The organism is Mesobacillus sp. LC4, assembly GCF_053543455.1.
Genome location: NZ_JBGCUB010000020.1, coordinates 1 through 13,226 on the forward strand (window position 1 = coordinate 1; position 13,226 = coordinate 13,226).

Genomic DNA, 13,226 nt, shown 5'->3' on the forward strand with positions numbered 1-13,226 from the left:
GTTGTTCAGTTTGTCGCCCAGAAGCGACTTTATTAATATAACATGCTGTTTTGTTATTGTCAACATCATTTTTCATTTTTGTTTTTCACTTGAAACGATGTTGTTTTTATCAACTCAGCGTTGTTTTTCTGAAGCGAGATTAAATATACCATGGATAAAAAATGTTTGCAATATAATTTTAAAAGTTTTTTTCACAAAGTTTTATTCACTACCTATATCCAAGTTTCATCTTAAGAATATCCTTTTATTAATAAAATCTCATTTGGGCTCATATAATCTTTTGGACAAACTAATTTACAGAGGTGATCCTATTTGCTGCAATCACTTGCACTTTATCTATCATTCATCATGGCAATCCTTTTATTTAGCGTTGCCTACATTGAAGCCATTAAAATCGCCAATGCCGAAGGAAGGGTTCACGGGGGAACTTTAATCTTATCATCTGTTTGCGCATTACTGTTTTCCAGGTTCACCTATCTATTTATTTAATTCACTATAATTTATCAGTTGTAAATTCAAATTGGTTTTGCAAATATAATATCTGGGCAACCCAAAAAATCGCTTAACGTATTTGTTAAGCGATTTTTAGGTATGTCATTTAGCTAAAGCCATTAGGTGAATCGGAACAAGGGTCATCAAAAATCTTAATTTCGAACTTAACAGATGCAAGTCTTCCGTTTAACTCCAATTCTATTACGACTTGCAATCTTTTCAATGTAAGGAACAGCAAGAGGAACTTTGCATGCAGTGTTCCCCATATTGACATGAACCTTCCCGATTGTTTCAGCCGCTTTCATCGCTTCATCATGTAAATCCATTACATAAGCTCCTACACTAATCACAAATCCGTTGATACAATACCGAACTCGGTTTTTTTCTTGATGAATCGTTGTTTTTGCTCTTTGCAGGAGGGCTCGGATTTCTTCTAAATCCAGTTTTTCATCAGGAGTAATAGATAAATAGTTGGCATATGTGCTCCAGCCGGCTACTGCTGTCATTTCTTCTTCTGACTCCATCCATTCACGCGCAAGTTCTAAAGCATATTGACTTTCAGCCGCTACTCCCGCAACAGTATATTCTGCAAGCATGTACCAGTCTGCGTTTCCTATCCATTTTTGGAGGATTTCCTTTGTCAACAATTTTGGATCAATAGACAGTCCTGCCAAATACATAGCTTCAAAATTCCCTGTATCATATAAAGCTAGAGCCAACTCATGGTCTTTTTTCACATGCTTAACAAGCTTTTTCAAATCTCCAATCTTTACTCCATATAGGTTTCCTCTTGCTCCATGATTCATAAAAGTTTTCTTCGTTTGCTCTGAACTCAGCTCAGCAAGCTTATTCATGATCTCCTGAATGTTCATTTTAAGACCTCCGTTTAATCATTGTCTTAATCATAGAGGTAAAATTCTATTAAAAAATTTTTAAGTTTAACCACTCTCACTTAAAAAAATTCAACAAAATAAATGTAAATCCCTTTTAGTGAAACTGCTTCAATGAACAAAAAGGACCGAATTGCCGGCACTGCAATTTGGTCTCTTTATAAATTACCTTCATATACTAAGAAGCATTACCTTTTGGCATCTTTTTATAATAAGTATTCGAACTCATTACCTTTTATCTTCTTTAGAATAGTTGCATGTGCTGCGTCAACAAAAGCTTCCTTTAACTATCCCCTCAATTTTTCATTGACATTCTTTTTCAAGATATTAATTTCCTTCCAAAAATAAGCCAATTCGAGATACTCTCTGCCTGCAATTTTCACAACTTCCTCCGCAGCTTGTTCCGGTTGAAGGCTCTCATAAAATTTACGACTTTCATTATCAGCTAACACCCAAACGAGCATAGATTTAAACTGCATTTCATCCAAACCCGCTTGGAGCAGCCTCAAGCCAAGCTTCCCTCTTTGATACTGCTTAAGAATGTAAATCGCATACAGTTCTCCATCTGCTGCAAATTTGCCTGTCCTCTCTTTTCCAAAGGATGCGAAGCCGACTATTTCTCCCTCTATATTAACAGCGACAAATACTGGAGAAGTATCAGCGCTTTCTGACAAACTTTTTTCCCATAAGGGCTCACGATCTTCCATCTTCAGTGAATCCAAATAATCTTGGCTAATAATTCCTTCGTAGGTTTCTTGCCAGCTTTTGACGTGAACCCTGGCAATTCCTCTCGCATCATCCTTTGTTGCTTTTCTAATCTCCATATTCCTCTCCTACCCCGATATTGAATTGATCTCGGCTTGATTTTTAAGCTTCATCTTTCTTTCATCCACTAAAAACAATGTTATCCCTGCAATAACAACTAATCCTCCGATAATCTGTGTCCAAATCACTTTTTCACCGAGGAGGTAGAAAGCCAGGACTGTTGCGCCCACAGGTTCGAATAGTATCGCCATAGAAATGACAGATGCGCTGATCCATTTTATCGACCAGTTGAATAGTGTATGACCTAGCAGAGTCGGTATCAGTGCAAGGAGTACAAAATAAACCCAATCGCTTGCAGGATATGGATAGAATGAATCACCTACAGCTAAAACATAGAAGAATAAAGTAATCGAACTGATGCTATAAACAATGAAAGTATAAGTTATTAAAGACATCCTCTTCCTGACTGTTTGGCCAAATAAAAGGTATACAGTGACCAATCCACAGGCTACAATCGCCAAAAAATCACCAAACAAGGCACTTCCGCTGACCTTAAAATCCCCCCAGCTGATGATGACACTGCCGCCAATTGCAATTACTCCGCTTATAATTGCTTTAGCTGAAACGCGCTCTTTAAAAAACAGGTACGCACCTACGAATGCAAAGAGCGGCTGAAGTGTGACCAGCACAGTAGAGCTTGCTACTGAGGTATAGTTTAGGGATTCGAACCAGAGGATAAAATGAAAAGCCAGAAATATCCCGGCGATTCCCGTGAATACCCAATCACGTTTCGTAATAAGACGCAGTTCCGAAACATACTTTATAAGAAACACCGGCAGCATTAGTAGTACAGAAAAGAATAATCGGTAAAAAGCGATGACTCCGGACGGCGCGGATGAGACTTTTACCAGGATTGCAGAGGTTGAGACTGCCACGACTCCTATCGCTACCGCCATATAAGGATTTACTCTAGGTGATTCCATTTCCATTCTCCTTTAAGTAACACAATGTGAATTATATGTATTTTACAATGAAACCGAAATTTTATCTTGAATAAAATTTATTTTTTTCATGAGAAGTTTAGTCCATCATTTTTAGGGAAAGTAAATACATCTTATCAGGGGCAGGAGAAACGACATGTTCTATTCTATTGATATGGAAATTTTACTTAAATTAGGGATTTCCGCTTTCTTGGGCCTGGTCATTGGGCTTGAAAGGGAAATTAAAAGAAAACCGGTTGGTCTTAAAACGAGCTTGGTTATATCCATTGTCAGCTGTCTTTTGACGATTGTATCAAGTGAATCAGCTTATATGTTTCCAGGAGATGAAGACGTAAATATTACGATGGACCCTCTCCGTTTGGCAGCCCAGATTGTCTCAGGTATCGGGTTCCTTGGAGCCGGGGTTATTTTACGAAGAGGGAATGATACGATTTCGGGACTCACGACCGCTGCTATGATCTGGGGAGCCGCAGGAATTGGAATCACAGTTGGAGCCGGTTTTTACTGGGAAGCCATTGCGGGTGTTGCTCTACTCATTGTAAGTGTGGAGTTCATCCCATTTTTAATGACTTTCATAGGCCCAAGACAATTAAGGGAAAAAGAAATCCGGCTGCAGTTCAATGTCAACAGCCGGGAAAGCATTGCTGATATCATAACCAGAATCAAAGAAGAGAAAATCGCCTTGAAAAATGTCCGCATCAAGGATTTGGCAGAAGGTAACCAGCTGGTGCAATTGATTGTAACCGTTGACTTCCGCAGAAAGACGACGGATGTTTATGAAACGGTGTCGGAAATCGAAGGGATCAACCGGGTTGAAATCGAAGGTTTGTAGGAAAAGCCGCTGAATGCGGCTTTTTTGTGTGCACGTGAAATTTTATCTTGCATGTCTGGCGAGTTGGTTATATAATCTTTCTTGTACCTTATCTATTAGATACGGGGGATTAGCTCAGCTGGGAGAGCGCAACGCTGGCAGCGTTGAGGTCAGGGGTTCGAGCCCCCTATTCTCCATCATCGAAAACCCTTGCCTAGCAAGGGTTTTTTGCATTTTCAGGACTTCCCTTTGCCTCATACTTTATGAAAAGTGCACAAAAAGTGCACCTTTATTATACTAAAGCGTTTTAAGCCTGTTTAAAGAAGCCCCTTTCAAACCGATCTGCTGCTTGTTGTTGCAAGTCCGGATTTACATGCGAATATATGTCCAGGGTGGTCGTTACATCGGCATGACCTAATCGTTCCGCTACAATCTTGGGGTTTTCTCCATATATCAGCAGCAGGGTAGCATGAAGATGGCGTAAATCATGAAGCGTAATTTTCTCTACACCTGACTTTTTAATATACCGATGAAACTCCCTTAGCAAATTCCGCGGATCTTTATAGTTTCCATCATAAGTTTTTGCTAGTTTCATTTCTTTTGCTGCTTTACCACTTATGAAGATGGCAGGGATTTACTCAGAAAAAAGCTGGAACTCAATCCTATTGTTTATCAGTCTTTTAGCCATTACAATGCTTAGCAAAATAATCATTGATAGTTTAAGGATTAACTACAAGAGAAGATAATTTCTTGATATTACTTTTATCTTAGAGATAACGTTTTACATTACTTAAAAGCGTCTGTACATATTTTTTTTTGAAATTAAAGCCTTTAAATTAGTAAATTGCCTTTGTATAGTTGCAGTTGTAACTTAGTTAATCGAGGAGTGAAATTAATGTTTTTAAAATTAACGAAAGAACAACAACAACTAATGATTTCTAACATCCAAGAATTCTTCTTACAAGAGACAGGAGAAGATTTATCCGATTTCGTTGCAGAAAGGTATCTAGATTTTGTAAAAGAATCACTAGCTCCACATTTCTATAATGCTGCAATTACAGATGCTATCCATGTTGCTCAACAGCAATATTCTTCTCTTGAAGAAGAGGTATTATCATTAGAAAGACCTATTAAAAAGTAAGCTTTTAGCATATTCAATCAACTAACATTATTAGAAGGACAGAGACATCGTTTATCAAAGGATAATGAACTAAGTTATACTCTTTCATAAACATATATAAACTGCTAATTAAATCCTTTCTGGATTTTCACAATAAAAGTAGTTCTAGCTACTATAATAGTTGCAGTATTCTCATATATTATTACCCGAGAATAGTCGTTGACAAATAGTATTTTTACTCTTATCCTTTTAAATGAATTGAATAATAAAACCAACTTAGGACGTGGATTTTTCTAGAGCTATCTCTATTTTCGCCATACAATTGTCAGTTGACAGTTGTGTGGCTTTTTTATGTAAAGAAAGGGGAAGAATAAATGAAAACTTGGCAATATGCATTAATTGTTTTTTTAGGTGGATGCTGCTATGGGGTGTTGTCTACATTTGTCAAACTTGCTTATTCAGCAGATTATTCGGTAACAGAGGTAACTGGGACCCAATATTTATTTGGGGTATTATTTACCTGGGTGTTAGTTATGTTTACAAAAAAACAAAAAATCTCTTTAAATCAAACTTTTAAAATACTATTATCTGGAGTTCCGTTTGGTTTGACAGGTGTGTTTTATTATCAAGCACTACAGACACTAAATGCTTCACTAGCAATCATTTTTTTATTTCAATTTGTATGGATCGGTACGCTTTTCGAGTGGATCTTTAATAAGAAAAAACCAACAAAAGGGAAAATCATCTCAATTGGCATTCTTATTCTAGGCTCAATTCTAGCTGCGGGCTTAATTGCAAAAAATGAAGTTGCTCTATCATTACATGGGGCTGCTTGGGGACTACTTTCGGCTTTTACGTTTACAACTTTTATATTTCTCAGCAGTTCTGTCGGGAAAGATACTCCACCTATCCTGAAAAGTGCTTTCTTATCTACTGGTGGTTTAATTGTCGTACTTTTAGTATATCCACCAATGTTTCTAGTTGATTTACCTGTCTTAATGGGGGTAGCCCCGTATGGTTTATTACTCGGCTTGTTTGGTGTTGCTTTACCACCACTTTTATTTTCAATTGGAATGCCCAATATCGGACCAGGGCTTGGCACGATCTTAACTGCTTCTGAGCTTCCAGTAGCTGTAACATTATCTGCACTTATATTAGCTGAGTATGTTAGTTTTTCACAATGGCTAGGAGTTTTCATCATATTAATCGGGATTGTCGCCGGCAATTTAAAACCAAAAGATAAAATAGAATCCGCCTCTATACAAACCAAATCCGTTTCTTGATGGGGGTAGTAGCAGCAAGTATTCTTATGTCACAATTGTCCCCAGAACAAATTCTTTGCAATTTGATGCCGCATGGAAGGAGAATGCAAACTGTCGAAAGCATCATTATTACCTCAAGCGTTATATGCATCTTTTTTTAAATAAGTCAGCTAAGTTTTGAAGTCCTGTTGATTGGAGTAGAAGGCGCGTAGACTCCTGCAGGCTTAGCTGGACAGGTGAGCCCCCTTAGACGCCAACGGCGGTGAGGAGGCTCACGCCAGCCCAGCTGAAAGCGAAGCGCCTGGAGCGGAAATCAACAGCCCCATTCCATCGCCGACTCAAAAGACTGTAGACAAGCTTGTATCTATTGAGTTTCTACAGTCTAAGCCCTTCTCATGATAGAATGAAACTTTTAATCTTCAACAAACGTAATTATTTCAGGAGGTTAGGAGAAATGTGGAATATGATTAAAAAAATATCTAGTTACATATACAGAATATCCTTGGCAATTTTCTTTCTTTGCTTCACAGTGATGCTCTTTCTGCTTTTATTCAACCAAGAACTACTCACAGATTCCAAAATAATAAATTTTGTAGCCATTATTATGGCTTTCCTATCTTTACCTGGTCTTATTGATCAAATTGCAAGGGATGTAAATCCAAAGCCAAAAATGTTTAAAGTAAGAACTCAATGCCCAAAATGCCGACATTCTATTATTGTTGATATGACAGAAACAAAAGATTAAATATAAAGCCCCTTCTTGATTGAGAAGGGCTCAAAAGACCCTATTATAGAATATAAATCATATTAAACTATGGGCTTGAATTATCATCTAATAATATTCGCCTACCCATCGAATAGGATTTGTGAACATAGGATAATAAGTATTTTAAAGTTGGGGTGTTATCATGGATTATTTTCAGAATGCCTTTGATGAAGTAATATCCAAATATTTAGAGGAAATAAAGGATGATGTTAAGAAACAAACAAAACTTATAGATAACATTGAAAAAGTAACAAAGGATACTATAAAAAAAGTGCCGAAGGAGTATATAGGAATTTAAAAGAAGATAGCCATAGAATGTTTTTAGAAGAAACATTTATGGATAATGAAATTACTTCTAGGTTAAATCAAAGATGGTACAACTCGTTTGTTTTATTAAAAAGCATAATTAAATCTGCTGAAGAAGTGTCATGGACCTTATTGAAGAATTCTATGAACAAAAAGAAAAAAATGAAAAACATAATTTTATCATGAATGTACTTTTCAAATTACATTCTAGGAGTGTTCAAATAAGTAAGGAAGTTTTGGTGTTATTAAAAAATGGTTTTCCTGATGGTGCACTTGCCCGTTGGAGAAGCCTTCACGAAAACAATGTTATATTTCAAATCCTTACTAAGAATTTTGAGGATATTGATTTTACTTTTGACTTGATTAAAAGGTTTATGGATTACTCCGAGATTGAAAGGCAGAAAGAGGCAATAAAGTATCAAAACGCGGCTCCAAAATTAGGATTAGATAAATTTGACGTTAATGAACTACAGGAACATGAGAAAAGAAAAAAAGACATTTTAAGCCTTTATGGAAATGATTTTGAAAAACCAAACTTTTGGGCAAAACCAATTTTTAAGTATGAACCTAAAGTAATTTATTTTTCACATTTAGAAAGGGAAGCTCAATTGGACACTTTAAATCCGTATTACAATCAGTCTAATTACCAAGTACACACTAGTCCAAAAGGGATTTTTCAAAGTATTGGTTTCATTGAAAATTTTAACCAGCAAACCTTCTACCTTTTTGGTGGATCAAATTATGGTCTTTCTATACCGGGGCAACTTACAGCAATATCCTTATTTCAAACTACCACTCAGTTTTTAACTTTAAATCCCAATATTGATACATTGGTAATAGCTGAAGCGATAAGTATGATGGTTAATGATTGTATAGAAGAATTCCACAATATTCAAGACGAAATTGAAAAAGAAGAAGCAGATAAATCAAACGAATAGTATATCAAAGAAATGATTAACTGAATGAAATAGATCTCCTTTTAAAACAACAAATCAATATTGAACGTGAAGAAGTTGTTTAAATATAGAACCGCTATTTATGAGCACTAAAACATCTAAAAGATATCCCTCGCCATATTTTAATTAACCCGTTCGGTTGAGAGGGAGAAAACGTAATTTAATATGTTAATTAACACTGGTTTTAGCAAGCGAATCAGCAATACAAATAACAATACAAAAAAGGATCAGATTATATCTGATCCTTTTGCTTTGAATTTGCTGTCTTCTTAAACTAAAGCACCCGTTTGTTTAAGTACATTTGTTCACAAAGTTATTACAGGTATGCTGCCTAGTTTTATTTAAATAAGGACTTGTATCAAAGCAAGTTAGTACACATTTTAACGAAATAAAGTAAAAATAAAATCGATTGGCGTTCAATTAGGGTATTAAAAAAAACGACAACTTTTGTAATACCTTCTTCAACATCTTCTTTGGGTTTTAATAAAACTTTCGATTTCTTTTTTTGGATGGATATATACATTTCTTTTCTCTGCAAAAGGATATAACGAGTCCGCTTCTACTTCATCAATTAATTCAAAGAAAAATGCTAAATTGACAAATTTCCTAAAGGTTAATTCCTCTATAAAATTTTCTTTAACTTTATTGAATTGTTTTTCTAACTGCTCCCTATGGTACTTTTTTTAAGGCTTAAAATCCAATCCATTGCCTTCTTATTAATTTCATCAAGTTTGAATTTAACTTTTAACCGAAGTTATCTTTCTATAACTCCTATGATAGTTTCATTATCAATAAATACTAATTCCGCCTTCAACAAAGCTGCATCGTTGGTTAGTTACTGCTAAGGAACTAAACCCTTAATCCCAAAAATTAATGGCGGTTCCCCACCTAATGTTCCTTTCGGAATAGGAAAAGAAATAAAGGGGAAAATAGGGTGAACTTTCCTAATTGGAGAAAGGAGGAACTTGTATTGAAGGCTGACTTTTCTCTAGAAAAAAACGAGAAATTACTCCATGAATTGTTATTCTATAGCTCCGACTTTAAATATAGCGATTTCACCGCTGGAGCGAGACATTATAGACTTTTCTATCTTGAAACTATGATTGAGTTAGACAATGTACAAGACCATATTGTTCTTCCATTACTACGTAACATAGATGTCACCGTTCGCCAGGCAGTGTCCATTCTTGACTATAGTGAGACGGAGTTGCTTTCAGTCGCTTCAGAAGCACTGGTCCAAGGAAAGACGGTCGTTCAGATTAATGGAGAAGCAAAGTTCTATTTGCTCGGAACCGCTTTGAAAAAAGAACGCTCGGTCAACCTTCCGGTAAATGAACGGGTTCTTCGGGGCTCCAATCAGGCGTTAATCGAAAATATGGATACGAATCTCAATTTAATACGAAAGAAAATCGCTTCACCTGATCTGGTGGTAAAAGGCTTTCAGCTTGGAAGAAGATCGAATACAAAAGTCTCCATCCTTTACCTTCATTCTCTAGTCAATATAGATGTCTTAAAAGAGTTTAGTCGGAGAATCGAGAACATTGACATTGATTACGTTGAATTCCCCGGTTTTTTGCAAGAGTTAATTCAAGATAAAAAATACTCGATCTTTCCTAGAATGCTCATAACAGAAAGGCCAGACAGAGTTAGATCTTATTTAATGGATGGGAAAATAGCCATTCTAAGCGAAGATTCTCCAGATTGCTTAATCTTGCCGATTTCGTTCTGGGCATTCTTCCAGAGTCCTGATGATTACCAAATTGGATGGTTATACGGCAGCGCTATACGATTTCTTCGGATATTCTGTTTTATTTTGGCAATCAGCTTACCAGGTATATACGTGGCTTTGGTAACATTTGATCCACGAATTGTTCCGTATGAAATAGCATTGACTCTGCAAAGTTCGATGCAATATATTGCTTTGCCACCTATACTTGAAGCGATAACAATGCTCGTTGTACTGGAAATTTTAAGAGAGGCAACAATCCGGCTACCAAGCCCAATTGGCCAAACTATTGGCGTCGTTGGTGGTATCGTTATCGGTACCGTCGTCGTTCAATCAAATCTGATTTCCAACATGATGGTTATCATAGTGGCCCTTACAGGGATTGCTTCTTTTATCATTCCTTCCTACGAAATGAGTAACGCGTCCCGAATTTTAACCTACCCTTTCATCATAATGGCGTCAATCTTCGGACTAATCGGTTTGGAGCTTTCATTTCTTATGCTGCTGACACATTTAGCCCGTATCAACACAATGGGAATTCCATTCTTTTATTCAGGAATAACGAGTGAAACGATCAAGGATACGATTTTTAGAGGACCTATTTGGGAATTGAAAAAACGTCCAAAGGAGAGTATGGCGCAGGAAGGAACAAGATTTAAAGATCCAAGGTGGGGTAATGAATGATACACTTGGAAAAAATATCATTAAATCAGCTAATATGTCTTGTTATTCTTACTCAAATTGGAGTAGGTGTCTTATCCATTCCCTTTGATGTATCCCGTAATTCCGGTTTCGATTCATGGATGTCCATATTGATGGGAGGAATAATTGCTCAAGTTGTCATCCTAATCATCTATCAGCTTGGAAAAAGATATCCAGATGGTCCGCTGCCACATAATATATCTTCCATCACTGGAAAATGGTTAGGAGCAATCCTGAACTTCTTATTTGCTGCATACTTCTTAGAGTCAAGTTTAATGGTTGTCGTCTCCTATTCCGATGTACTTAACCGTTGGGTATTATTTGAGACCCCTTGGTTCGTATTAATCGGAATGTCTTTTACCATAGCTGCTTATATCGCATCATCTAGACTTAGAACAATAGCAACAATTACACAAGTCATTATGGTGATGTTCATGCTGTGCTTTATCATCATTTTCATTAGTGGGATAGGGAAAGGAGACATCCGGCATTTTCTTCCGATTGGCTCACACGGCCTATTACCTATTCTAAAGGACACTATTCCCGCCTTTTGGTCCTACGCTGGATATGAATTGCTACTGTACACATTCCCTTTTGTACAGTCCCGTAAGAAAAGAGATATCCTAATGGCCATGTCTATTGCCAATGGATTTACAACCTTTTTTTATTTGTTGATCACAGTCATTGTGACCTATAATTTCAGCGAAGGTGTATTAAATACCATCTCTGAACCAATGGTGTTTATACTCCGTAAATTCAATTGGCCGATTTTGCAAAGTGTGGATATATTATTTATGACAATGTGGCTAAGCGTAACAACAGTAACGGTTTATGTATATTTATTTTTATCTGCCCGTTATCTCTCTCATTTCAAATCCAAAGAAATCACTAATCATTCTCTTTTGGTTTGTATTTTGGCACTACTTGGCTTTGTAGCGGGTTTATGGGGCTCCGACAGAAAAGTTTTGAACCTATTTTCCAACTTTCATAATAAGGCTACAATCATTACTATCGCTATAATACCAGCCATTCTGCTTCTTGTTTCGTTCGTACGGGGAAAGGAGGCAAAACGATGAAAAAGGCGATCATTGGATTTTTATCAATCATTTTCTTAACCGGGTGCTGGGATCAATTGCAGCTGCGTAATCTTCAACTAGTAGATATCGCCGGTTTTGACTTGGATGAGGAGAATGGGGATTTCTTACTTCATTACATTGTGACCTCCCTTAAAAGCGCTACCCAGGGTGGAGGGGAAGCTACTTCCGAAATGACCACGCTTAGAGGACCCAGTTTAGTCGAAGCGATCGGGAAAGGCCAATATACCGATAGAGCCCCTTTTTTAGGAATAAACACAAGGCTCTACATAATGAGTAAGAGCTTTGCTGCAAAAAATCCGATTAAACATCTATATTTTTTACAATATGCACCATATGCATCTATATCCACTCCAGTGGTCGTATTTGAAGGAAAGATATCTGACCTTATAAAGTTGAAATCTGGTTCTGCTCAAGACTTCACAAAAAAATTGACCCATTTTATTCAGACAACAGAAAGAAACGCCATCATGCCTAGTGTCACTATGATGGAATTTATTCAATCTTTGAACGAACCTGTTGATGGGATAGCTATACCAAAGTTGAAGCAATCTTCCGATTCAGGAATTGAAGTTGATGGTGCCCTTTTATTCCATAAGGGTAAGTATTCTGGCGAGGATCTCACCAGAGATCAGGTTCGAATAGTCATGTTGATGTTAGGTAAGGACTTTGGAAGACAGAGATATACCGGAAAATTAAAGATGCAAGATGGGAAAGAACTCTTTTATGGATTTTCTGTAAAAAAAGCGACTTCACATATCACGGTTCACCCAGAAACCTTTGAATTGCCTAATGTCGACATGAATATTAACCTGAATATTCATGTGTATGAACTTGGTAAAGCTGGAAGCCGACTTAAACCTGATTACATTAACAAAATGGAAAAAGAATTAAGCAAACACCTGGAAGATCAGTCTTTGATAACTATTGAGACGATGCAAAAAGGAAATTGTGACCTTTTGGGTGTCGGCAAGCACTTAAAGGCATTTTATCCGGACAATTGGAAGTCATTGGATTGGAGTAAAGACTATCCTAAATTGTCTATAAAACCAAATATTGACGTTAAGATTTTAAATTCAAATGCCCAATAACATGAAATGTCAGTTGATTATGACTATTCTTTCTTTCAAACCACAATTGGAACCAAAGAAATGCTGCTCTTCTTATAGATTGAGGAAGGGTAGCGTTTTATTTTACTATGTAGCTGGATGACAAATTTTAATAAGAATAATAAATCTGTTGACGTCGCATTGAGTTACTTCGGAAAATAGAGGATAAAATACTTTTGTAATTAAAACTCTACAATAAAAATACAATAGTTGTTGTTAAACTAAA

The 13,226-nt window shown here is 36.6% G+C and carries 13 protein-coding genes and 1 tRNA gene; 10 read left to right on the forward strand and 4 right to left on the reverse strand.

Annotated elements, in window-relative coordinates; all coding sequences use genetic code 11:
- Positions 1 to 656: 656 nt before the first annotated feature.
- From AB5I83_RS23355 to AB5I83_RS23365, 3 genes are all read right to left on the reverse strand, one after another.
- A complete protein-coding gene (locus AB5I83_RS23355) occupies positions 657 to 1,364 on the reverse strand; it encodes a DNA alkylation repair protein (protein WP_448978856.1) in 708 nt (235 codons plus the stop codon).
- A 305-nt stretch (positions 1,365 to 1,669) separates the two neighbouring features.
- The gene (locus tag AB5I83_RS23360) at positions 1,670 to 2,206 is read right to left on the reverse strand and encodes an N-acetyltransferase family protein (protein WP_448978858.1); all 537 of its coding nucleotides are present in this window, start codon (positions 2,204 to 2,206) and stop codon (positions 1,670 to 1,672) included.
- 9 nt (positions 2,207 to 2,215) lie between these two features.
- Positions 2,216 to 3,130 (reverse strand): DMT family transporter, encoded by a 915-nt coding sequence (locus tag AB5I83_RS23365; RefSeq protein WP_448978860.1) that lies wholly within the window; start codon positions 3,128 to 3,130, stop codon positions 2,216 to 2,218.
- A 154-nt stretch (positions 3,131 to 3,284) separates the two neighbouring features.
- Between AB5I83_RS23365 and AB5I83_RS23370 the strand changes: the two genes are divergently transcribed.
- Positions 3,285 to 3,980, forward strand: coding sequence for an MgtC/SapB family protein (locus AB5I83_RS23370; RefSeq protein ID WP_448978862.1), 696 nt, complete (start codon positions 3,285 to 3,287; stop codon positions 3,978 to 3,980).
- A 103-nt stretch (positions 3,981 to 4,083) separates the two neighbouring features.
- Positions 4,084 to 4,156 (forward strand) — tRNA-Ala (locus AB5I83_RS23375).
- A gap of 110 nt (positions 4,157 to 4,266) precedes the next feature.
- On the opposite strand, the gene AB5I83_RS23380 is transcribed toward AB5I83_RS23375, so the two are convergent.
- Positions 4,267 to 4,554: a tyrosine-type recombinase/integrase gene (locus tag AB5I83_RS23380; RefSeq protein WP_448978864.1), complete on the reverse strand. Its 288-nt coding sequence runs from the start codon at positions 4,552 to 4,554 to the stop codon at positions 4,267 to 4,269.
- Between the two features lie 300 nt (positions 4,555 to 4,854).
- Here AB5I83_RS23380 and AB5I83_RS23385 point away from each other — a divergent pair, with 300 nt between their 5' ends.
- From AB5I83_RS23385 to AB5I83_RS23420, 8 genes are all read left to right on the forward strand, one after another.
- Complete coding sequence (locus AB5I83_RS23385) at positions 4,855 to 5,100, forward strand: DUF2164 domain-containing protein (RefSeq protein ID WP_448978866.1); 246 nt, start codon at positions 4,855 to 4,857, stop codon at positions 5,098 to 5,100.
- A gap of 353 nt (positions 5,101 to 5,453) precedes the next feature.
- A complete protein-coding gene (locus tag AB5I83_RS23390) occupies positions 5,454 to 6,362 on the forward strand; it encodes an EamA family transporter (RefSeq protein ID WP_448978868.1) in 909 nt (302 codons plus the stop codon).
- A gap of 433 nt (positions 6,363 to 6,795) precedes the next feature.
- Positions 6,796 to 7,086 (forward strand): hypothetical protein, encoded by a 291-nt coding sequence (locus tag AB5I83_RS23395; protein WP_448978870.1) that lies wholly within the window; start codon positions 6,796 to 6,798, stop codon positions 7,084 to 7,086.
- Positions 7,087 to 7,249: 163 nt separating this feature from the next.
- Entirely contained in the window at positions 7,250 to 7,405 is a 156-nt protein-coding gene (locus tag AB5I83_RS23400) for a hypothetical protein (RefSeq protein WP_448978872.1), read from the forward strand.
- Between the two features lie 130 nt (positions 7,406 to 7,535).
- Complete coding sequence (locus AB5I83_RS23405) at positions 7,536 to 8,351, forward strand: DUF5677 domain-containing protein (protein ID WP_448978874.1); 816 nt, start codon at positions 7,536 to 7,538, stop codon at positions 8,349 to 8,351.
- A gap of 952 nt (positions 8,352 to 9,303) precedes the next feature.
- Positions 9,304 to 10,779, forward strand: a complete 1,476-nt coding sequence (locus tag AB5I83_RS23410; RefSeq protein WP_448978876.1) for a spore germination protein — start codon at positions 9,304 to 9,306, stop codon at positions 10,777 to 10,779.
- Positions 10,776 to 11,873 (forward strand): GerAB/ArcD/ProY family transporter, encoded by a 1,098-nt coding sequence (locus tag AB5I83_RS23415; protein ID WP_448978877.1) that lies wholly within the window; start codon positions 10,776 to 10,778, stop codon positions 11,871 to 11,873. Before AB5I83_RS23410 ends, AB5I83_RS23415 begins: the two co-directional genes overlap by 4 nt.
- Positions 11,870 to 12,982, forward strand: a complete 1,113-nt coding sequence (locus tag AB5I83_RS23420; RefSeq protein ID WP_448978879.1) for a Ger(x)C family spore germination protein — start codon at positions 11,870 to 11,872, stop codon at positions 12,980 to 12,982. Before AB5I83_RS23415 ends, AB5I83_RS23420 begins: the two co-directional genes overlap by 4 nt.
- Positions 12,983 to 13,226 lie beyond the last annotated feature (244 nt).

What these genes read in the sequence shown, in the direction of transcription:
- AB5I83_RS23395 (WP_448978870.1), top strand. Translation starts at nt 6,796, where the DNA reads ATGTGGAATATGATTAAAAAAATATCTAGTTACATATACAGAATATCC.
- AB5I83_RS23360 (WP_448978858.1), bottom strand. Translation starts at nt 2,206, where the DNA reads ATGGAGATTAGAAAAGCAACAAAGGATGATGCGAGAGGAATTGCCAGG.
- AB5I83_RS23405 (WP_448978874.1), top strand. Translation starts at nt 7,536, where the DNA reads ATGGACCTTATTGAAGAATTCTATGAACAAAAAGAAAAAAATGAAAAA.
- AB5I83_RS23390 (WP_448978868.1), top strand. Translation starts at nt 5,454, where the DNA reads ATGAAAACTTGGCAATATGCATTAATTGTTTTTTTAGGTGGATGCTGC.
- AB5I83_RS23415 (WP_448978877.1), top strand. Translation starts at nt 10,776, where the DNA reads ATGATACACTTGGAAAAAATATCATTAAATCAGCTAATATGTCTTGTT.
- AB5I83_RS23420 (WP_448978879.1), top strand. Translation starts at nt 11,870, where the DNA reads ATGAAAAAGGCGATCATTGGATTTTTATCAATCATTTTCTTAACCGGG.
- AB5I83_RS23370 (WP_448978862.1), top strand. Translation starts at nt 3,285, where the DNA reads ATGTTCTATTCTATTGATATGGAAATTTTACTTAAATTAGGGATTTCC.
- AB5I83_RS23400 (WP_448978872.1), top strand. Translation starts at nt 7,250, where the DNA reads ATGGATTATTTTCAGAATGCCTTTGATGAAGTAATATCCAAATATTTA.
- AB5I83_RS23380 (WP_448978864.1), bottom strand. Translation starts at nt 4,554, where the DNA reads ATGAAACTAGCAAAAACTTATGATGGAAACTATAAAGATCCGCGGAAT.
- AB5I83_RS23355 (WP_448978856.1), bottom strand. Translation starts at nt 1,364, where the DNA reads ATGAACATTCAGGAGATCATGAATAAGCTTGCTGAGCTGAGTTCAGAG.
- AB5I83_RS23385 (WP_448978866.1), top strand. Translation starts at nt 4,855, where the DNA reads ATGTTTTTAAAATTAACGAAAGAACAACAACAACTAATGATTTCTAAC.
- AB5I83_RS23365 (WP_448978860.1), bottom strand. Translation starts at nt 3,130, where the DNA reads ATGGAATCACCTAGAGTAAATCCTTATATGGCGGTAGCGATAGGAGTC.